The sequence below is a fragment of the Streptomyces sp. NPDC003300 genome, from assembly GCF_040610915.1.
In the GTDB taxonomy this organism is placed as follows: Bacteria; Actinomycetota; Actinomycetes; order Streptomycetales; family Streptomycetaceae; genus Actinacidiphila.
The window spans coordinates 69,321-88,117 of the sequence record NZ_JBEXNE010000015.1 but is presented as its reverse complement, the minus strand read 5'-3'; the positions used below and the strand labels follow the sequence as shown (position 1 = coordinate 88,117).

At 70.6% G+C, this 18,797-nt stretch carries 18 protein-coding genes; 12 read left to right on the top strand and 6 right to left on the bottom strand.

The genetic code is table 11. The features are described 5' to 3' along the window. Positions 1 to 144: 144 nt before the first annotated feature. The 5 genes from ABZX65_RS22195 to ABZX65_RS22175 all read right to left on the bottom strand — a co-directional run bounded on the left by ABZX65_RS22195 (position 145) and on the right by ABZX65_RS22175 (position 6,100). Positions 145 to 3,087, bottom strand: coding sequence for a BTAD domain-containing putative transcriptional regulator (locus ABZX65_RS22195; RefSeq protein ID WP_355342578.1), 2,943 nt, complete (start codon positions 3,085 to 3,087; stop codon positions 145 to 147). A 93-nt stretch (positions 3,088 to 3,180) separates the two neighbouring features. Continuing rightward, the gene (locus ABZX65_RS22190; RefSeq protein ID WP_355342575.1) at positions 3,181 to 3,543 is read right to left on the bottom strand and encodes a hypothetical protein; all 363 of its coding nucleotides are present in this window, start codon (positions 3,541 to 3,543) and stop codon (positions 3,181 to 3,183) included. Between the two features lie 117 nt (positions 3,544 to 3,660). Beyond that, complete coding sequence (locus tag ABZX65_RS22185) at positions 3,661 to 4,239, bottom strand: hypothetical protein (protein WP_355342572.1); 579 nt, start codon at positions 4,237 to 4,239, stop codon at positions 3,661 to 3,663. 233 nt (positions 4,240 to 4,472) lie between these two features. After that, entirely contained in the window at positions 4,473 to 5,105 is a 633-nt protein-coding gene (locus ABZX65_RS22180; RefSeq protein ID WP_188280250.1) for a response regulator transcription factor, read from the bottom strand. Between the two features lie 26 nt (positions 5,106 to 5,131). Continuing rightward, positions 5,132 to 6,100, bottom strand: a complete 969-nt coding sequence (locus ABZX65_RS22175; RefSeq protein WP_355342864.1) for a sensor histidine kinase — start codon at positions 6,098 to 6,100, stop codon at positions 5,132 to 5,134. A 356-nt stretch (positions 6,101 to 6,456) separates the two neighbouring features. Between ABZX65_RS22175 and ABZX65_RS22170 the strand changes: the two genes are divergently transcribed. From ABZX65_RS22170 to ABZX65_RS22145, 6 genes are all read left to right on the top strand, one after another. Further along, entirely contained in the window at positions 6,457 to 6,729 is a 273-nt protein-coding gene (locus ABZX65_RS22170; protein WP_188280217.1) for a hypothetical protein, read from the top strand. Positions 6,730 to 6,774: 45 nt separating this feature from the next. Continuing rightward, entirely contained in the window at positions 6,775 to 7,233 is a 459-nt protein-coding gene (locus ABZX65_RS22165) for a CBS domain-containing protein (protein WP_355342569.1), read from the top strand. A 148-nt stretch (positions 7,234 to 7,381) separates the two neighbouring features. Continuing rightward, entirely contained in the window at positions 7,382 to 8,668 is a 1,287-nt protein-coding gene (locus ABZX65_RS22160) for an ArsB/NhaD family transporter (protein WP_355342566.1), read from the top strand. Between the two features lie 345 nt (positions 8,669 to 9,013). Beyond that, on the top strand, positions 9,014 to 9,376 hold the full coding sequence (locus ABZX65_RS22155) for a hypothetical protein (RefSeq protein ID WP_355342563.1): 363 nt from the start codon (positions 9,014 to 9,016) through the stop codon (positions 9,374 to 9,376). 227 nt (positions 9,377 to 9,603) lie between these two features. Beyond that, a complete protein-coding gene (locus ABZX65_RS22150) occupies positions 9,604 to 10,848 on the top strand; it encodes an NAD(P)/FAD-dependent oxidoreductase (RefSeq protein WP_355342560.1) in 1,245 nt (414 codons plus the stop codon). A 182-nt stretch (positions 10,849 to 11,030) separates the two neighbouring features. Beyond that, the gene (locus ABZX65_RS22145) at positions 11,031 to 11,384 is read left to right on the top strand and encodes a PRC-barrel domain-containing protein (protein WP_355342557.1); all 354 of its coding nucleotides are present in this window, start codon (positions 11,031 to 11,033) and stop codon (positions 11,382 to 11,384) included. Here the strand turns inward: ABZX65_RS22145 and ABZX65_RS22140 are convergent. After that, positions 11,372 to 12,013, bottom strand: coding sequence for a helix-turn-helix domain-containing protein (locus ABZX65_RS22140; RefSeq protein ID WP_355342554.1), 642 nt, complete (start codon positions 12,011 to 12,013; stop codon positions 11,372 to 11,374). The genes ABZX65_RS22145 and ABZX65_RS22140 overlap by 13 nt on opposite strands. 141 nt (positions 12,014 to 12,154) lie before the next feature. Between ABZX65_RS22140 and ABZX65_RS22135 the strand changes: the two genes are divergently transcribed. The 6 genes from ABZX65_RS22135 (at position 12,155) to ABZX65_RS22110 (ending at position 18,485) form a co-directional block, all read left to right on the top strand. Next, complete coding sequence (locus ABZX65_RS22135; RefSeq protein ID WP_355342552.1) at positions 12,155 to 13,306, top strand: NAD(P)/FAD-dependent oxidoreductase; 1,152 nt, start codon at positions 12,155 to 12,157, stop codon at positions 13,304 to 13,306. Between the two features lie 325 nt (positions 13,307 to 13,631). After that, on the top strand, positions 13,632 to 14,285 hold the full coding sequence (locus ABZX65_RS22130; RefSeq protein WP_355342550.1) for an RNA polymerase sigma factor: 654 nt from the start codon (positions 13,632 to 13,634) through the stop codon (positions 14,283 to 14,285). Then, positions 14,282 to 15,358 carry a CU044_5270 family protein gene (locus ABZX65_RS22125; protein WP_355342548.1) on the top strand — a complete coding sequence of 359 codons (1,077 nt, stop codon included), beginning with the start codon at positions 14,282 to 14,284 and terminating at the stop codon, positions 15,356 to 15,358. Before ABZX65_RS22130 ends, ABZX65_RS22125 begins: the two co-directional genes overlap by 4 nt. Positions 15,359 to 15,500: 142 nt before the next feature. Next, positions 15,501 to 16,520, top strand: coding sequence for an aldo/keto reductase (locus ABZX65_RS22120; protein WP_355342545.1), 1,020 nt, complete (start codon positions 15,501 to 15,503; stop codon positions 16,518 to 16,520). 270 nt (positions 16,521 to 16,790) lie between these two features. Next, positions 16,791 to 17,366, top strand: a complete 576-nt coding sequence (locus ABZX65_RS22115) for a hypothetical protein (protein ID WP_355342543.1) — start codon at positions 16,791 to 16,793, stop codon at positions 17,364 to 17,366. 147 nt (positions 17,367 to 17,513) lie between these two features. Then, positions 17,514 to 18,485, top strand: a complete 972-nt coding sequence (locus tag ABZX65_RS22110; RefSeq protein WP_355342541.1) for a PQQ-binding-like beta-propeller repeat protein — start codon at positions 17,514 to 17,516, stop codon at positions 18,483 to 18,485. Positions 18,486 to 18,797 lie beyond the last annotated feature (312 nt).

Below are 18,797 nucleotides of genomic sequence, written 5' to 3'. Positions count from 1 at the left end.
GTCATCTCCATCGGTCGGCGCGCAGGCGGAACTGCACCCGGGGCAGCGCGAGACTACCCACCCCGACCCCGCCGCCCCCGGTGGCCCACGCCCCGTGACCTGGAATTCCCCTGGGTGGCGGTACGGACGGACCGCGCGGCGTCGTCATGGTGATGACGGGGGCGCCGGGGCCTTCGTCCGGTGCGCGTCACCGATGGTCTGCCACAGCCGCAGTGCGCGTTCGTGGTGGCGGTGTGCCAGGTCGTGGGCTCCGGCGGCGGCGTCCAGGTCGCCGAGCAGTTGCCAGCACGCGGCTTCGTCGTGGCGGTCGCCGTGTCGTTGGAAGATTCCGGCCGCGCGTTCCAGCGCCGGGCCTGCCCGGTCCCGGTCGTGCCGGCCGGCGTGCACGCGGCCGACTTCCAGCAGTGTGTACGCGGCGCACCGCTCGTCGGCCAGTTCCTCGAAGGCGGCCAGCGCCTGCCCCAGGCAGCGCAGCGCCTCGTCCGGATCGCCGCGCCGGTCGTGCAGCCGGCTGAACCGCCGCAGCACGACCGCCACCCGATGCCCGTCGTCGAGCGCCCTGGCCTGGCGCAACGCCTCGCCGAACCAGGACTCCGCCTCGTCGAGTTCGTCCTGCATGAGCCGCATCACGCCCATCGAACAGGACAGTTGGGCTTCGAGGTGGCGGTCGCCCTCACCGACCGCGATGGACAGGGCCCGCTCGATACGGGCGGCGGCTTCGTCGTAACGGCCCTGCACCCGGCTGATCGTGCTCAGCATGGCCATCGCCAACGCCTGGCCGCGCTTGTCCTCGCCGTTCTGGCACAGGGCGGCGGAGGACTCCAGGGCGCGGGTCGCCTCGTCGAACTCGTCGCGGTAGATGTTCAGTTGGCCAAGGCCGCGCAGCAGCACCGACGCGCCGCGCGTATTGCCCGCGACTTCGGCCGCTCCCCACGCGAGCAGGTGCCCGTGCTCCCAGTCCTGGTACAGGCACCGGTGGTCGTAGTAGGTCGCGGGACCTGCCGCCAACTCCCAGGCCAATTCGTCCAGTCCCCAGTCCACGGCCAGTCGCACCGCGCCGAGCAGGGTGTCGCGTTCGGCGTCGAACCAGGCGACCGGGTCGGCCATCAGCCGGTCCACGACCGCGTCCGGCAGCGAACGGCGCGGCGCGGAACCGGGTTCGGCGACCAGCAGCCCTGCGGGCAGCCGATCGGTGGCGCGCCCGGCCAGGTCGAGCCAGGTGGCCAGTACGCGGACCATCGCGTCCCGCCTGTCCGCCTCCGGCAGCTGTGCGGCGAGCTCCACGGCACAGGTCCTGATCAGGTCGTGGAGCCGGTAGCGCGGCTGGCCGATGGCGTCGGTGGCGGTGAGACGGACCAGGCTGGCGTCGACGAGGGTGTCCAGCACGTCGTCGGCGTCGCGGCGGTCCAGCAGCGGGCCGACCACCCAGCCGGGCAGGGTGGACGCGCCGAGCAGCCCCAGCAGGCTCAGCGCGCGTACCGCGTCGGGCGGGAGCAGCCGCACGCTCAGTTCGACGTTGGCTCGCACGCTGAGGTCCCCGATCCTCAGCTCGGCCAGCCGACGGGACTCGTCCTCGATCCGTTCCCGCAGCACCCGCAGCGACCAGGCCGGGCGGCCGGTGAGCTTGGCGCCGGCGATCCGGATCGCCAGCGGCAGGTTGTCGCAGCAGGCGAGGATCGCGTCGGCCTCCGCCGGTTCCCGCTCGACCCGCCGCCGCCCGACGATGCCGGTGAACAACTCCCGCGCCTCCGCCAGGCTCAGCACGTCCAGGTCGATGTGCCGGGCGCCGGGAAGCTGCGTCAGCAGCATGCGACTGGTGATGAGCACCGCGCAGCCGTCGGCGCCCGGCAGCAGGGGCAGCACCTGACTGGCGTGACCGGCGTCGTCCAGTACCACCAGCATCCGGCGGTCCGCCAGTAACGACCGGTAGAGCGCGGCCCGTTCGGGCAGGCCGTTCGGGATCGCGCTGCCGCCGACCCCGAAGGCGCGCAGCGCCTCGGCCAGCATCAGCGCCGGGTCCCGTGGCGCGTCCGACGTTCCGGCGAGGTCGAGGTAGAGCTGGCCGTCGGGGAAGGAGGCGCTGGCCAGCCGCGCGGCGTGCGTCACCAGGGAGGATTTGCCGACACCGGGACCGCCCACGACGACGGCCACCGGGGCCCGGTCGGGCGCCGACGCGTCCAACTGCCGTGCGACCTGCGCCAGCGCGTCGGCTCGGCCCACGAAGTCATGTACGCCTAAGGGCAGTTGGCGTACCGGTAGCGCCATGGCCGGTTCGGCGGCGGCGCCGGGCCCGTCCGGTCCGGTGGTCGCGGGGCCGCTCGCCGGGGCGGGGGCCGGGGCGGGTGCCGCCAGGGAAGGATCGGCGGCCAGAATGCGCTGGTGCAGGGCTTGGAGCGGCGGGGTGGGATCGACGCCGAGTTCGTCCGCGAGCGTCCGGCGCAGCCGCTCGTACACCTGTAACGCCTCGCCCTGCCGTCTGCACCGGTACAGGGCGACCATCAAGTGCTCGGCGACCTGCTCGTCGAAGGGGAACTCCCCTAGCAGGGCGGTCAGTTCCTCGATGACCTCACGATGGCGCCCCAGGCCGACCTCGATGCTCAGGCAGAGCTTGTGCGTGGCCGCGCGCTTCTCGTTCAGCCGTGCCGCGTCCAGCTCCAGGACCCGGCTCGCCATGCCGACCAGGGCGTCACCGCGCCAGCAGGCCAGCGCGCGCCGCAGCGCGACGGCGGTCTCCAACGGTGAGGTGTGCCGCTCGGCGAGCTGCCGCTGGTGGTCGAATTCCAGCAGGTCCAACTGCTCCCGTTCCAGGTGGATCTGGTAGCCGCCGCGCCGGGTGCTGATCAGGGAGCGCGACGCCCCGCACGCGGCGAGGTTGCGGCGCAGCCCGGACATGGCGTCCTGGACCTGGCGGACCGCGGTGGCGGGGACCTTCCCGTCCCACATCACGGCAACGAGCTGTTCCATGGTGACGAGGTTGTTCGCGTCGACCAGAAGCGCGGCAAGCATCTTCGCCTGCCGCGCTCCGTCGAGTCGGACTTCGCACCCCGCGACCTGGGCGTGCAACGGCCCCAGCACGCCGAATCTCATGCCCCCGGCACTCCACGATCAGTGCCGGACCCCCGTCTGACCCGGCATCAGAACCGATCTTAGCGCCGCCCCGTGGCCCGCAGGGGTGCAGGTTCAGCCATACGCCGCGAGGAAGCACGCGGACGTCAGAACGTCATAGTTCCTGTCATTGACGTCCTTTATCGTGGCGGCCAATGCGGGCACACAGGCGACAAAGGCGTTCTCCGCGTTGACGAAGGCGGCGACAGCGGTCGTGTTGCAGATGATGATCCGCGTCGTGGTGGCCGCGTAACCCCACTGCGTGAGCGTGCTGATGCAGGAGTTCGGGTTGGCGTCGGGCTTCACCTGCGCCGCGGGCGCGCCGGCAGGGGCCGTGGCGGCGGAGGCGGCAGGCGCCATCGCCAGACCACAGCCCGCGAGAGCGACCGCGGACAGCGCGGCGGCGGCGAGGCGGCGGCCGGAGAGCGGCTTTCTCATCTGTTACCCCGTTTCGTGGGAAAAGGTGCTGATGGTACGGACGGTGTCCGTCACCAGCCGGACGACGGCCTTGGACAGGGGACTTCCTTCGACGGCGGCTTCCGTCGACAGGCGGACTCAGGTGGCCACGTCGAAGACGAGCCACGCCTGGTATCCCGAGTCCTGGGACGTTCCATTGCACGGATAGCCGCGCAGGCCGTACTGGAGGGAGAGATCGGCGCACATGTTGGCGTGGTCTTCCTGGTACCGCCCGTTCTGGAGCACGACCTGGGTGATGCCGTGAGCCTGGCGGGTGACGAGCCGCCACTCCTGCCATCCCCCGGTGTAGCTGGTGTTGTAGCAGGGGAAACCGCGCAATCCGTATTCCTGGGAGTAGTCGAGGCAGTTGCCGCTGCCCACGTTCTCCAGGTTCGCCCAGCCGTTGGCGTTGATGACGACCTGCCACCGGTACGACGTGTCGTAGAGATCGCACGGAGCGTTGCGGACCCAGTCGACCGGATGCCCGTGATAGGTGGTCAACTCGCGGGAGTCCTGCATGCAGGTGTTGCCCGCGTCCGGAGACAACGATTCGAGCCGGTAGATGTGGCCGGTCTGCCACGACCAGGCGGGCGCGGCGTCGGCGGATCCCGTGGTGGCCAGGATCAGTCCCGCGGCCATCGCCACCGCGGCGGCGATACGAGGCAGGGGTTTTCTCATGTGGGCTCCTATCAGCCGGGTGACGGGACTCCCCGCCCACCGGCGCGGCGGGCTCACAAGCCAGGGAAACGGGTCCTTCGGACGTCCTTGACTCGTCCTGGCGCGAGGTCGTGGGAGCCATCGGGAAGCGCCGCTGATGTCGCCGCGTGCGTCGCGCCGGACCCGGACCCGGCGCCGGACCCCTGGCCGATGTCGGACCCCTGGCCGGTGCCGCCCAGCCGCGGCCCCGGGCCTCAGGGTTCGACGAGGCCGGCCCGGATCGCGTACCGGGTGAGGTCGATCCGGTCGCGCATGCCGAGCTTCTGGAGGATGTTCGCCCGGTGCCGGTCGACGGTCTTCACGCTGATCACCAGCGTCTCGGCGATCTCCTTCGCCGAATTCCCCTCGGCGATCAGCTTGGTGACCTCCTCCTCCCGCGGCGTGAGGATGCTCTCCGGCAGCTTCTCGCCCTGCCTGGCCCGATGCAGGTAGTCCCGGATCAGCGCGGTGATCGCGCCGGGATAGAGGAACGGCTCGCCGCGCATCGCCGACCTGACCGCCTCCAGCAGGTCCCGGTCGGCGACCGACTTGAGCACGTATCCGGACGCGCCGGCCCGGAGCGCCTCGAAGAAGTACTGCTCGTTGTCGTGCATCGAAAGCATCAGGATGCGTACGCCGGGGGCTCGCCGGGAGATCTCACGGGCCGCTTGCAGGCCGGTCATCCGCGGCATCGCGATGTCCAGAATCGCCAGGTCGATCTCGGACCCGCGGATCATCTCCACCGCTTCCGCCCCGTCGGCGGCCTCGGCGACCACCGTCATGTCGGGCTCGGCGTCGAGAATCAGTCGCAGGCCCCGCCGGACCAGTGCGTGGTCGTCCGCCAGCATGATCCGGGTCTTGGTCGTGGACACGCTTACCCCCGATTCCTCTGCGCCGCCGACGGAATCGGGCCGTCGGCGGGAACGGTCAGCCGGACCTCGGTGCCGGTGCCGGGCACGGCGGTGATGGACAGCCGCGCGTCGATCAGCAGCGCCCGTTCCCGCATTCCCCGGATGCCGGCGCCCTCCCGGCTCACCTCGCCGAGGCCGTCGTCGGCGACCCGCAGCACGACCGTGTCCGCCTCGGGCCGCAGCGACAGCTCGACCCGGCCGGCCCCGGCGTGCCGGGCCACGTTGGTCAGGCTCTCCTGGGCGATCCGGTAGATCACCAGTTCCTTCTCCGTGCTCAGCGCGGGCAGGTCCGGCTTCGCCCGCCGGACCACCGGCACCCCGCTGACCTGCGAGAATTCCGTCGCCAGCGCGTTCATCGCGCTGAGCAGCCCGAGATCCTCCAGCACGTCCGGGCGGAGCCTGCGGGCCACCCGTCCCACCTCGTCGAGGCTGGACCGCACCGTCTCCTGCACGGCGTGCAGGTCGTCGCGCAGGTCGTCCGGGGCCCGGTCCACGGCCCGCTTGAGGCCGAGCAGCACGACCGTGAGACTCTGCCCGATCTCGTCGTGCAGTTCCCGCGCGATCCGCTGCCGCTCCGCCTCCTGGGCGGCGAGCGCGTCCGCGCTGCTGGCGCTGCGTTCGGCCCCCAGCCGGTCCAGCATCGCGTTGAAGGTCGCGATCAGGTCCGCCAGGTCACCGTTGCCGGAGTCCGCCAGCCGGTCCCCGCCGCGCAGCAGGTCCACCCGGCGCATCAGCGCGGTCAGCGCTTCGAGCGGGGCCAGGCTGGTCCGCAACAGCAGGGCGTTCACCGTCAGGATGAGCGCCAGTCCGACGATCAGCACCGGGATCTCGGCCAGCCGTACCCGTGAGGAGACGGTGGCCGGTGAGAGCGCGAGCACGAGCGTACCGATCGTGAAGACCAGGCCGTTCAGCACGACCAGGCGGCGGAACAACGCCTGGGCAGGTGCCCTGCGGCCGGGCTCGTCCCGGCGCCCGTCCTTGCCCCGGCGGTCGGGCTCGTCCCGGCGTCCGTCCTTGCCTCGGCGGTCGGCTTCTTCTCGGTGCCCGGGCTCCTCTCGGCGGCCGGGCTCGGGGATGGCTGCCCGGTCAGCGGAATTGGTCACCGTGCCAGCCTCGCTCGGGAGCGGCCCGTTTGTCCATCGGGTCGCTCACCCATCCACAACCCCTTTCACCTGCATGTTCCGCGCGGGCAGAGATGGGTGTCGGACCCCATGGCCGGGTCGGCCGAATTCCCGAAACGTAGAGGGGGACCAGCCTCCCTTACTCGAATGACCCGAAGGAGCCCTCAGTGGAGATCACCCGCACCAGTGTTTTCGGCGTCGGCGTCGTCAACCACTTCTCGACCCGTGAAGGGCAGCGCTTCGGCGTACTTGTGCATCAGTCCGGACGCCGATCGCTGCTCTGCTACGGCGCGGGCGATCCGGACGTACCGGTCAACCAGATCGAACTGGACCTCGACGAGGCCGACCAGGTCGCCGAGGTGCTGCACAGCGTCTCGGTCGCCGACCGGCTGGCGAGCCTGGAACGGCGGCTCGCCGAGCTCCAGGGCGGGTTCGCGTGATCAGGACGTATCCGAAGGTTGGTCCAGGCCAGGGGAGTTGGTGGAATGCAGGCACAGCAGATCGCCGTGACCGTACCGACGGTGACCGTTCGGGACTCTGTGGCCCACGCGGTCCGGTTGATGGCGCTACGCCGGTTGCCCGGCATGATCGTGGTGGACGACCGGGGCCGACCGCGTACGGTGCTGCCGGGCACGCAGGTGCTGCGGATGGCGGTGCCCGACAGCTACCGGGCGGACCGGGCGTTGGCCCGGGCCATCGACGAGGCGCACGCGGATCACTACTGGGACGAACTCGGCGACCTGACCGTGGGCGACTGCCTGCACCAGGGGCTGGCCCGGGTGGTCACGGTCGGCCTGGACGGGACGCTGCTGGAAGTGGCCGCCCTGATGGCCGGGCAGCGCAGCCCGCTGGTGGCGGTGGTCGACCACGCCGGTGTGCTGGTCGGGGCGATCACGCTGGAGCGGGTGATCGCCGAATTCGCGGTGGCCCACCCGGACGTCTGATCGCGCCCGGACGTCTCATGGGGCCGGGACGGCTGATCGCGCCCGGACGTCTGCTCCCGCCGGGACGGCTGAGTCCGGCTGGACGTCTCATGGGGCCGGGACGGCTGATCCCGTCGTGCGGCGGCGCGAGCCGGTCGGGGGGTGACCGGTGAGCGCCGTCGTCGCGCTGGCCATCTTCTCGGTGGCGTTCTTCTTCATCGCCACCGAGAAGGTCGACAAGGTCAAAGTCGTACTGGTCGCGGCCGCCGTGATGCTGGTGTTCGGGCTCGCGCCCGGAGCCGAGGTGTGGTTCTCCCAGCACGCCGGGGTCGACTGGGAGGTCATCCTCCTGCTGCTCGGGATGATGATCATCGTCGGGGTGCTGAAGCAGACCGGCCTCTTCGACTACCTCGCCATCTGGTCCGCGAAGCGGTCGGGCGGCCGGCCGTACCGGCTGATGGTCATGCTGATGCTGATCACCGCTGTCGCGTCGCCGTTCCTGGACAACGTCACCACGATCATGCTGGTCGCCCCGGTGACGGTGGTGGTCTGCAACCGGCTGCACATCCCCGCGCAGCCGTACCTGATCGCGGAGATCCTGGCCTCCAACATCGGCGGCGCCGCGACCCTGATCGGCGATCCGCCGAACATCATCATCGGCAGCCGCGCCGGGCTGACCTTCACGGACTTCCTGGTGCACATGGCCCCGATCGTCGTCGTGATCTTCGCGGTCTTCGTGCTCTTCACCCGGGTGCTGTTCCGCAAGTCGTTCCGGTACAACCCGGAGCACGTCAACGCGGTCCTGGCGTTGCAGGAGCGGCGGGCGATCACGGACGTACGGCTGCTGGTGCGCTGCCTGGCCGTACTCGCGCTGGTGGTGGTCGCCTTCTCGCTGCACTCCGTGCTGCACCTCGACCCGTCGGTGGTGGCGCTGGTCGGCGCCGGGCTGATGCTGCTGGTCTCCCGGATGGACGTCACCGAGGTGCTCAACGAGGTCGAGTGGCCCACCCTGGTCTTCTTCATGGGCCTGTTCGTGATGGTCGCCGGTCTGGGGCACACCGGGGTGATCAGCACGTTCGGCGATTGGGTGGTCGGCCAGGTGGACGGCAACTTCTTCGGCGCCGCGACCGCCCTGCTGTTCGGTTCGGCGATCCTGGGGGCCTTCTTCGACAACATCCCGTACGTCGCCTCCATGGCGCCGGTGGTCGAAGGGCTGGTGGCCGAGGCGCCCGACGAGCGCACCGGTCAGGCGATCTGGTGGGCCTTCGCCCTCGGCGCGGACTTCGGCGGCAACGGCACGGCGGTGGCGGCCAGCGCCAACGTGGTGGCGATCGGCATCGCCGCCCGCAGCGGCCACCGCATCTCGTTCTGGCAGTTCACCCGTTACGGCATCATCGTGACGACCATGAGCTGCGTGATCGCCTGGCTCTACATCTGGCTCCGCTACTTCCTCTGAGCGGGCCGCATTCCCTCTGGGCGAGCCCACCGACCGGGCAGGACATCCCGTCCTGCCCGGTCGGCGCGCTGCCGCGCGGCCGACCGACCGCGGCCTCACCTCGCCCCGGCGTCTCGCGTCCCGGTGTCCCCGGCAGCCCCTCCCGCCATCCTCCGACGCCCCTGACGCATCACTGAACTCACTTCTTTTCAGGCTGAGTTACGGAAATTTCTTTCACTTGCCCGGCTTATTGCGCGACTGTGTCGCCGAACCTACGATCGGTGGCGCGCGGAGACCCCGCCCCGTCCCACGGATGCTGCTTCCGGCTCGTTCCGCTCCCCCCGCCCACCGAAGGGACAACGACCTGTGAGAAAGCTCCGTCTGACCGCCGCCGCGTGTACCGCGGCCCTGGCCGCCCTGCTGGTACCGGGCGCCGCCACCGCGTCCGCGAGCACCACGGACTGGCCCAGCGGCTGCCAGTACTACACCGACTTCGACTTCATCTACGGCCAGCTCTCGATCTACAACAGCAAGGTCTGCAACGGCGTCAGCCAGCCCGCCTACGCCGTGATCGAGAAGGTCAGCAGTACGGGCACGATCACCGCGGTGGCGTACGGCGTCGGCATCGTCCGCTACACCTGCCAGGGCACCGCCGTGAACACCTTCCGCTTCGACGGTGACCTCAGCCACCAGGTGACCCTGACCCCGGGGGCGCTTCCCTGCGGCTGACCACCGCGCACCCGTCCGCCGCCTCCCCCTCCGGCCGACGGTGAAGACGGGTCCTGTCACGGCGGTGGCAGGACCCGTCCACCGGCGGGCGCCCGCGCGGAGCCGGTGATCCCACGGGCTCACAGGCCGTGGCAGACGTGCGGGGCCGCCGACGGCCTGCCATGATCCGCAGGAAGAGGCAGCGCGTCGCCGAATCCGCGTTGGCCGTCGCGCGGCGGGAGGCTCGAATGACACGCGGAGCGAGTGAAGGCGCCGTCGACGTGGTGGTCGTCGGCGCGGGTGTGGCGGGGCTGGCCTGCGCGCAGGACCTGGTGGCCGCGGGGCTGCGCGTGCGAGTGCTGGAAGCGTCGGACGCGGCGGGCGGCAGGATGCGTACCGACGTACGCGACGGGTTCCGCTTCGACCGCGGCTTCCAGGTGGTCAACACCTCCTACCCGCAGTTGCGCCGTCGCCTGCGGCTGAGCGAGCTGCGCCTGCGGCCGTTCACGCCCGGCCTTCTGGTGCACACCCCTCAGGGGAAGCTCCGCCTGGGCGACCCGACGCGTCACCCGCGGATGGCGGCCGACCTGCGGCCCGGGCGGTTGGCCACGCTGCGTGATCTCGCCGGACTCGCCATGATGAGCGGCCGAGACCTGCTGGCACCGCCCCGCGTCCTCAAACGCCAGACGGACCGCACGACCCGCACCGCGCTCGCGCAGGCGGGCATCGGCGACGAACTGGTCGAAACCCTGTTCCGCCCGTTCCTGTCGGGAGTCTTCCTGGAGGACGAGCTGGAGACCTCCAGCCGGTTCTTCCACCTGGTGTGGCGCTCCATGCTGCGCGGCACGCTGTGCCTGCCCGCTCGGGGAGTCGCCGCGGTGCCCGAGCTGATGGCGGCCGCGCTGCCGGACGGCACCGTCGCCTTCGACGTCCCCGTGGAACGGCTCACCGACGACGGGGTGCTGACGGCCCGCGGTGACGAACTGGCCGCGCCCGCGGTGGTCGTCGCCGCCGGCCCGGCCGCCGCGGCCTCACTCGTACCCGGCCTGCGCGTACCGGCTACGCGATCGGTCACCACGTACTACCACGCGGCTCCTGAACGACCGCGGGCCGAACCGACGCTCATCGTGGACACCGCACGGCGCGTGCTCAACACCGTCGTGCTCAGCGAGGTCAGTCCCACCTACGCGCCGCCCGGCCGGGCCCTGGTCTCCACCTCCGTGCTCGGAGTCGACGAGACCGAGGGCGGCGAGGCGGAGGTGCGCCGGGTACTGGCCGAGCTCTACGAGACCGACACCACGACGTGGGAGCCGGTGGCCGCCTACCGCGTCGCCGAAGCGCTGCCCGCCATGCCGCCGCCGTGGCCGCTCAGCCGTACCACGCGGGTCTCGCCCGGCCGCTACGTCTGCGGCGATCACCGGGCCACCGGCTCGGTCCAGGGGGCGATGGCCTCCGGCGCCCGCGCGGCTCGCGAGCTGCTCGCCGATCGCTGAGGCCGTTCGATCGCTGAGGTCGTTCGGGAGTTGAAGCCGTCCGGGCGGGCGAGTCGGGGCCGGAGGTGTGGGCGCGGGGCGGGCGGGCACGCGACCGTCTGAGTACGCGTCACCGGCGAGCAGATGCCGCGACGGCATTCTCGTCACTCGGGGCGCGACGTTTCCGATGGAGGAGCCGCGACATGAGGGACAACATCTGGGGCTATCAGCACACCACCGGCCATACGGCGGGGACCGACCTGATCGGTTACCAGGTCGAGGCGACGGACGGTCACATCGGCAAGGTCGACAAGCACTCCGACGACTTCGACTCGGCGTATCTGGTCGTCGATACCGGCGTGTGGATCTTCGGCAAGCACGTACTGCTCCCCGCGGGCACCGTACGGTCGATCGACACGGCGGACCAGAAGATCTTCGTCGATCTCACGAAGGACCAGATCAAGAGCTCCCCGGAGTTCGTCGTGGACGAGCACACCGGTGATACCCACTACCGCGAGCTGGTGGCTCGGTACTACGAGAACCACTACAATATCTGACCCGCCGTCGGGGCGGCGGGGCCGGGCGGGGTGACCGCGGCCGTCCATCCCCGGTCGAGCAGGAGCATCGCCTGGTCGATCGCGGCGACGGGATCGGGACGGGAACCGGCGAAGGCGAGGGTTTCCAGGGTGAAGCGGGCGTAGGCGGCGCAGAGCAGGTCGTCGTGGGGGCGGCCGGTCTGCTCGGCGAGGGCGACGGCCAGGGCGTTCTCGTGGCGCAGAGTCATCGCGCGGGAGTACTCGCGCAGGGCCGGGGTCTGCCGGACGAGCTCCTGGAGGTCGGCGAAGCGCGGGTCACGCGTGTGGGGCGAGGTGGCGAAACCCGTGAAGTGCGCGCGCAGGGCCTCGGGGATCGTCCGGTCCGCGGGGCGGTCGGTCACCGCGGCGACCAGGCGGGCCTCGTTCCCGGCGTCCTCGTCGAAGACCAGGGCCTCCTTGCCGCCGGGAAAGTAGTTGAACACCGTCGACACCGACACATCGGCGGACTCGGCGATCTCGCGGACGCTCACCTGGTCGTATCCGCGCTCCAGGAACAGCCGCAGCGCGGCGTCGGCGATCGACTGCCGGGTGGCGGCCTTCTTGCGTTCGCGCCTTCCGGCGGGGGCGGCCCGGTCGGTGGTGTCGTCCATGCGCCGACCGTACCCCGAAAGTTGCCATCGCACCATTATTGGAGTCGTTGTATGTTTGGAGGCGTTCGAATAATGTGACGGCGCCGGACATGCCTGCGGCATCGGGCCGCGGCCCTCCGGCGTCGGCGAGAGGAACCACCCATGAACCCCACGAACCCCGTAGCACCGGCCCAGGCCAGGATCAGCGTCATCGGCGCGGGACCCGGCGGCCTGACCTGCGCCCGCATCCTCCAGCGGCGCGGCCTCGCGGTCACCGTCTACGACCGCGAGGCCGGTCCCGACGTCCGCGACCAGGGCGGCTCCCTGGACCTGCACGCCGACAACGGCCAGATCGCCCTGCGCGAGGCCGGTCTGCTGGAGGAGTTCTTCGCGCTGTCCCGGCCCGAGGGCCAGGAGATGCGGCTGCTTGACCCGGACGGCACGATCACCGTCCGGCACGTCCCGGAAGCCGACGAGCTGTTCAAGCCGGAGATCGACCGCGGGGTGCTGCGCGACCTGCTCCTGCGGTCGGTCGAACCGGGAACGATCCGCTGGGGAAAGGGACTTGAGTCCGTCGGCGGTCCCGCCGAGGGACCGCGGCTGCTGCGCTTCACCGACGGCACCACCGTGGAGACCGACCTGGTCATCGGCGCCGACGGCGCCTCGTCACGCGTACGCCCGGCTGTCTCGGCCGCCGTCCCCGCGTACACGGGGGTGAGCTTCCTGGAGGCCTGGTTCGACGACGTCGACAACAGCCACCCCGAGATCGCCGAACTGGTCGGCCAGGGCATGGCCCACGCGGGCGACGGCGAACGCGCGCTGGTGGCCCAGCGCAACGGCGGCGACCACATCCGCGTCTACATCGTCCAGCAGGTCCCGGCCGACTGGATCAGCGGCGCCGGCCTGGCCGCCGACGACACCGACGCCGTCCGCGCCCTGCTCCAGGAGCGGTTCGCCCACTGGTCGGCGCCCATGCGCCGGCTCATCACCGACAACGACGGCCCCTACGTCCAGCGGCCGATCTTCGCCCTGCCGGTCCCGCACACCTGGGAGCCGCACCCCACCGTGACACTCCTGGGCGACGCCGCCCACCTCATGCCCCCGCTGGGCGTCGGCGTCAACCTCGCCATGCTCGACGCCGGTGAACTCGCCGTCGCCCTGGCCACCGAGGCCACCGTCGCCGACGCCGTCCGCGCCTACGAGAGCACCATGCTCCCCCGCTCCACCGAGACCGCCGAACTCCTCGACGGCGCCGTCGCGGACCTCCTCACCCCCGACCTCCCCGACTTCGCCGACGCCCCCGCAAGGCCCTGATCCCGCAGGGACCTCTTACGGCCCTGAGCCGCGAGGGCGGATTCCGTCATACGAACCCCGGCGCTCCGTCGGCGGCGGGACGGAGCGCCGCGGGCCCCGGTCAGCAGGTCGTGAAGGCGACGCGGGCGTTGTTGTAGGAGCAGACGTCGAGAACGAGGCCGGGCACCCCCCTTGCGGGCCCGGCAGACCCGTACTTCACCAGATAAGGAGCGCACCGTCAGCCCTTTGTGCAAACCGGACGCACCGTTACTCTCGGGCGCGGGAAGCGGGCGGGCGGGCGGCTGTGACGGCGGACACAGGAACTCGGCCGGTGCTGCGGAGAGTAATGAGTGTGACGCAAACAGAACCAGCGGAGCCGTTGCGTGGGCGGATCCGTGCCGGAGACCGTTCCGCGTTCGCCGAGCTGTACGAACAGAGCGCGCGGGCGGTCTACAACCATGCGCTGCGGCTGACCGGGAGTTGGCCGGAGGCCGAGGACGTGATGTCCGAGACCTTCCTGGCCGCCTGGCGCGGGCGGGAGACCGTGGAGCCGGAGGGCGGGTCCCTCACGCCATGGCTCCTGGGCATCGCCACGCACAAGGCGCACAACGCCAACCGCGGACGGTGGCGCAGGCTCGCCTTCCTCGCGCGCAGCCCGGAGCCCCGCGCGGTCGAGGACTTCGCGGAAGAGGCGATCGGCCGGATCGACGACGCGCGACGGCTGGCCGCCGTCCACGAGACGCTGCGCCGACTGCGCCGCCAGGACAGGGAGGTGATCGCCCTGTGCGTGGCGGCCGGGCTGGACTACCGGCAAGCCGCCGAAGCACTGGGCATCCCGGTCGGCACCGTGCGCTCGCGGCTCTCGCGCGCCCGCAAGCGACTGGCCGAGCTGAGCGCCGTACCGGCACGCGACACGGCGGGGGAACCGGACCGCGTTCCCGGAGAGAAAGACGGCGAGGCCGTGTTCGCGGCGCTCTTCTTGCAGGAGGAAACCCGATGAAGGCTGACAACGCGCCCGCCACCGTCCCGGCCGAGGCGGAAGAACTGCTGGCCGCCTCGGCCGCCTGGGACCACCTTTCGCCGAGCCGCCATCGGCACCTCAAGGACGTTCTGATGCGGCGGATCGACCAGGACCTCGCCCGCGGGACCCGTACGACGGCGACGACGACACCGATGGTGGCGACGGCGGTCTCGCGGCGCCGCCGCCGGCAACCGCGTCCGATGATGGTGCTTCCCGTGGCGGCCGCACTGACCGCCGTGCTCGTCGTCACCGCGTCCGGCGGCGGACACGCCCCTGGGCACTTCCCCGCGGCCCCTCCGGCGCACTACAACAGCGCGTCCGCCACGCTCAGCCGCATCGCCGCCGTCGCCATGACGGGCAACGTGACGCCGGTGAAGGACGACCAGCTCGTGTATGTCGAGACGCTGACCCGGGGGAACAAGGGCGCGTTCGGCGGCCAGGTCCGGCTCGGCGCGCTGCACAAGCAGGAGTACTGGACCGTCCAGCGCCCCGGCCCCATGACGGAGGAGGGCTGGATCCGTGAATCGGGGAAGGACGCGGTGATGCCGGGGCTGGGGCCCATGGTGGCCACCTCGCCCGTGTACGCGGGACTTGACCACCCCACCTACAAGTGGCTGGCCACGCTGCCCACGGACCCCGAGGCGCTGCGCGCGCTGCTCTACGCCGAGACCGAGCCGTGGGGCACCTCCTCGCTGGACGAGACCGTCTTCTCGAACATCGGCGGGATGCTGAGCACGGCGATCATGCCCCCGGCCACCGCGTCCGCGCTGTACCAGGTCGTGGAGAAGATCCCCGGCGTCCGCGTGGTGCCCGACGCCGTCGACGCGGCGGGCCGGCACGGCTTCGGCATCACTCGCCACGACCCCGGAGCCGCCACCCGCGACACGTGGATCTTCGACAAGGCCACGCTCACGTATCTGGGCTCGCGGTCCTACATGATCGGTCACCAGGGCGACGGCACCGCCGTCGAGACGTTGTACGGCGTGAATGCCGTCATGCGGCGCGGCGTGGTCGACCGCCCTGGTGAGGTCCCCGCGAGCGTCGAGGGCTGACGACGGGCGGGCCGGCCGCCGCAGCCGGACGGTGGTCGGACGAGTCGCCGGATCAGTCGCTGTACGAAGTGCCGGACGAAATGCCGTACGAAGTGCCGGACGTATTGCCGGATGAGACCGGCACGACAGTGGAGAGCGCACCATGAAACGCAGAGTCCTCGGCGGTACGGGTATGTCGGTGAGCGAATTCGCCCTCGGGACGATGATGCTCGGCGCGATGGGCAACACCGACCACGGCGAGTCCGTGGCGATGATCCACACCGCGCTGGACGCAGGCATCAACTTCATCGACACCGCGGACGTCTATTCGGCGGGCGAGAGCGAGGAGATCGTCGGCAAGGCGCTGAAGGGGCGGCGTGACGAGGTCGTCCTCGCCACCAAGTTCGGGCTGCCGATCGGATCGGACGACAACCGGCGGGGCGGATCGCGCAGGTGGATCACCCAGGCGGTGGAAGGGAGCCTGCGCCGTCTCGGCACCGACCGCATCGACCTCTACCAGATGCACCGCTGGGATCCGTTCACGGACCTCGACGAGACGCTTTCCGCGCTCTCGGACCTGATCCGGGCCGGGAAAGTACGGGCGATCGGCTCGTCTCTGTTCCACCCGGAGCAGACGGTCGAGGCGCAGTGGGCCGCCGAGCGCGGCCACCACCACCGCTTCCGGTCCGAGCAGCCGCCGTACAACGTCCTGCTGCGCGGCGTCGAGGCCACCACGCTGCCGACCGCCCAGCGATACGGCATGGGCGTCCTCACCTTCGGCCCGCTCGGATCCGGCTGGCTCTCCGGCCGCGCCGATCCCACCGCCGGTCACCGCAACGCGGGAGCCGCCACGCCCCTGTTCGACCAGGCGGAACCGGGGAACCGGGCCAAGGCGAAGGCCGTCGGAGAGCTCACCGAACTGGCCGCCGAAGCGGGGCTGAAACTCGCCCATCTGGCCACCGCGTTCGTGCTGACCCACCCGGCGGTCACCTCGGTCCTGCTCGGTCCGCGCACCCCCGCGCAGCTCACCGATCTTCTGGCCGGCGCCGATGTCGCACTCAGCGACGACGTACTGGACCGCATCGACGAGATCGTCCCGCCGGGGGTCAACCTCAACCAGAAGGACATCCTCTTCCTGCCCTCCACCCTCGGCGACAAGCACACCCGCCGACGCCCCCGCTGACGCCGCCCCAGGACGAGTTGCCCCCGACGACGGGCTCGGTCCCCGACAGGTGCGCGGGGACCAGCTCGGGGCTGTTTCCTCCGGGGATGACCGATGACCCCGGGGGCCCAGCGGCACACCGGGATGGGGTCCGTACGGGCAGTGACCTGTACGGGCCAAGATCTTTCGGAGGGGGCCGCACCGGCACCGGGCCTGACATCGTGACGACGCGTTCGCGCGATCCTCGGGGGTAGACGACTGTCGTCGTGGCGACGGCAGTTGGGGGCGCGGATGAGCAGCGAGTACCGCCAGGACGGGGATGTGGACTGGGACGGTGAACGCCGTTGGTACGACCGCCTGTGGGTGCGTGTCGGGACGGCAGTGGCCTTCCTCGCGGTGATGTACGCCGCGCTGTGGTTCTGGCTGGGCTTCAACTTCGGCGGTTTCGCGGGCGGCTTGGGCGCCGCCACGGCGGGCTTGTGGCGGCAACGGACCTTCCGGCGACACCTCGCCGAGGAGGCCGGAATCCGGCCCCGGCAGATCCCGGTGATCGCCCGCCGCCTGCGCAAGGGACGCGTTCCCGCGGACCCGGCCGTACGGCACGCCATGACCGTCCTTCTGCGACGCCAACGCAAGGCGGCGCGCAGCGGCCTTCGGTGGCTGCCCTGGCTCGCCGGGTTCTATCTCGTCCTCGGCGCCATCTTCCTGATCGTGGGTACCACCGGCTTCGGTGTCTTCTGCCTGACGATCGGCGTCCTCCTCGCCGCCGCCCGGGCCGCCCACAGCCGCACAACCAGACGCCTCGACCGCGCCGAAGCCCGACTCATCCCTCCGCCGCCCCCTCCCGCCACCATGGCTCGCGGCTGAAGGTGACACTCTCCGTCGCGCATGGTCGCCTTCAACGAGGTGCGTCGATCCGTCAGGGGTCGGGTGGGGAATTCTGGGATGCGGCCTCCGCTCGTCGGAGCTCTGGAGATGTGTCGGCGCCGCGTAATGCGGAGATTGGGAAGCGTTGTGCTCGAATTGCTAGATGTGGTCCTGGAAACAGTGTTTGCGGAAGAAGCTCCGGACGGCGTCGTGCCGGTTTTGGCTCAAGGTGAGAGTGATACACCCATATTGCTCTCAAACGGTACCGGCTACGATTTTTGGCGTTGGGACCCTCGCACCGGTGAAATGCTCTGGAGGTTTGTGGGCGAGGATCTGATATCGACGCTTGCGGTGGCCACCCCGACGAATGGTGATGCCGTCGTCGCGGTGGCCACGGATATCGGGGTGGTGCGGGTTGATGCTGCAAGTGGCAGGCCCGTGCCCGTTGGCGCGATGGCTGAGTTTGATGACACCGCTTGGGACGTCACCAGTGGGCCGCTGCCCGGTGGGCGAGCGTTCATCGCTGTTGCCGCGCAGTGTGAGCCGTTCATCCACTATTGGGACGCGACTACCGGCGAAGCGTTGAGCCCTCAACTGACGGGGCCGGATTATCCGCTGAAGACCATCACGTCACTGTCGCTCAAGGACGGCACGGTCCTCATCGCAGCGGAGGACGAGGCTGGAGTTGTGTATCGGTGGGTCGCCTCGACCGGCGAGCCATTCGGATCACATATTCATGGTTTTGGCGAATACAACATGAGGATGACCGCGCTGACGCATCCCGACGGCCGGGCTGTCCTGGCGTCACTCGACATGAATGGAAACTTGTCTCGGTATAACGGGGTGACTGGTGAGCCACTGGGTCCTGCTTTGTCGATGGGCTCGGACGTCGGTGCCATCGCCGCGGGCTGTTTGAATGAGTCCGCGCTTCTGTTCGTGTCTTCCGGTGCGGGCCCTGTGCACATTCTCGATGCCTTCACGGGTGAAGCCGCCTATGCACCGATCCCGGGTAACAACCCAGCGGTTCTCGAGTGTTCTGACGGCGCTATCCTGTTGGCTACGGTTCACGCATCCGACGACTATGCAACGGTGAGCCGATTGACTCACCCTTCCGGCTAGCTTGGCCACTGTGGGCGGGCCGCCGAAGTCGGCGGAACCGCCATCGGCCGGTGCTGGGCTTGGAGCCGCCCGGGAATGGATCTTCGCCCACCTGAGGTGAGCCGAGGAGGCTGCGCCGATCCGGTCGCGCGTCCGCTCGCCGGGCATCTTGCGGGTCCTCGTCCACGCCGCCGCCCGTGCGCTGTCGTCCGCTGGGCCCACGTGCGTCCCCAAGGTTCCACAGGCCGTCCAGTTCGCTTGCCTCCGGTGAGGCGCGTCCGGGCCGGCCTCTTCGTGTCTGCGGGGGCTTTCGGTTCGGAGGGGGTGGGTGCG

Excerpts from the sequence above, each read along its gene's own strand:
- ABZX65_RS22195 (WP_355342578.1), bottom strand. The coding sequence starts at position 3,087 with ATGAGATTCGGCGTGCTGGGGCCGTTGCACGCCCAGGTCGCGGGGTGC.
- ABZX65_RS22190 (WP_355342575.1), bottom strand. The coding sequence starts at position 3,543 with ATGAGAAAGCCGCTCTCCGGCCGCCGCCTCGCCGCCGCCGCGCTGTCC.
- ABZX65_RS22185 (WP_355342572.1), bottom strand. The coding sequence starts at position 4,239 with ATGAGAAAACCCCTGCCTCGTATCGCCGCCGCGGTGGCGATGGCCGCG.
- ABZX65_RS22180 (WP_188280250.1), bottom strand. The coding sequence starts at position 5,105 with ATGCTGGCGGACGACCACGCACTGGTCCGGCGGGGCCTGCGACTGATT.
- ABZX65_RS22165 (WP_355342569.1), top strand. The coding sequence starts at position 6,775 with ATGCAGGCACAGCAGATCGCCGTGACCGTACCGACGGTGACCGTTCGG.
- ABZX65_RS22150 (WP_355342560.1), top strand. The coding sequence starts at position 9,604 with ATGACACGCGGAGCGAGTGAAGGCGCCGTCGACGTGGTGGTCGTCGGC.
- ABZX65_RS22145 (WP_355342557.1), top strand. The coding sequence starts at position 11,031 with ATGAGGGACAACATCTGGGGCTATCAGCACACCACCGGCCATACGGCG.
- ABZX65_RS22140 (WP_355342554.1), bottom strand. The coding sequence starts at position 12,013 with ATGGACGACACCACCGACCGGGCCGCCCCCGCCGGAAGGCGCGAACGC.
- ABZX65_RS22135 (WP_355342552.1), top strand. The coding sequence starts at position 12,155 with ATGAACCCCACGAACCCCGTAGCACCGGCCCAGGCCAGGATCAGCGTC.
- ABZX65_RS22130 (WP_355342550.1), top strand. The coding sequence starts at position 13,632 with ATGAGTGTGACGCAAACAGAACCAGCGGAGCCGTTGCGTGGGCGGATC.
- ABZX65_RS22125 (WP_355342548.1), top strand. The coding sequence starts at position 14,282 with ATGAAGGCTGACAACGCGCCCGCCACCGTCCCGGCCGAGGCGGAAGAA.
- ABZX65_RS22120 (WP_355342545.1), top strand. The coding sequence starts at position 15,501 with ATGAAACGCAGAGTCCTCGGCGGTACGGGTATGTCGGTGAGCGAATTC.
- ABZX65_RS22115 (WP_355342543.1), top strand. The coding sequence starts at position 16,791 with ATGAGCAGCGAGTACCGCCAGGACGGGGATGTGGACTGGGACGGTGAA.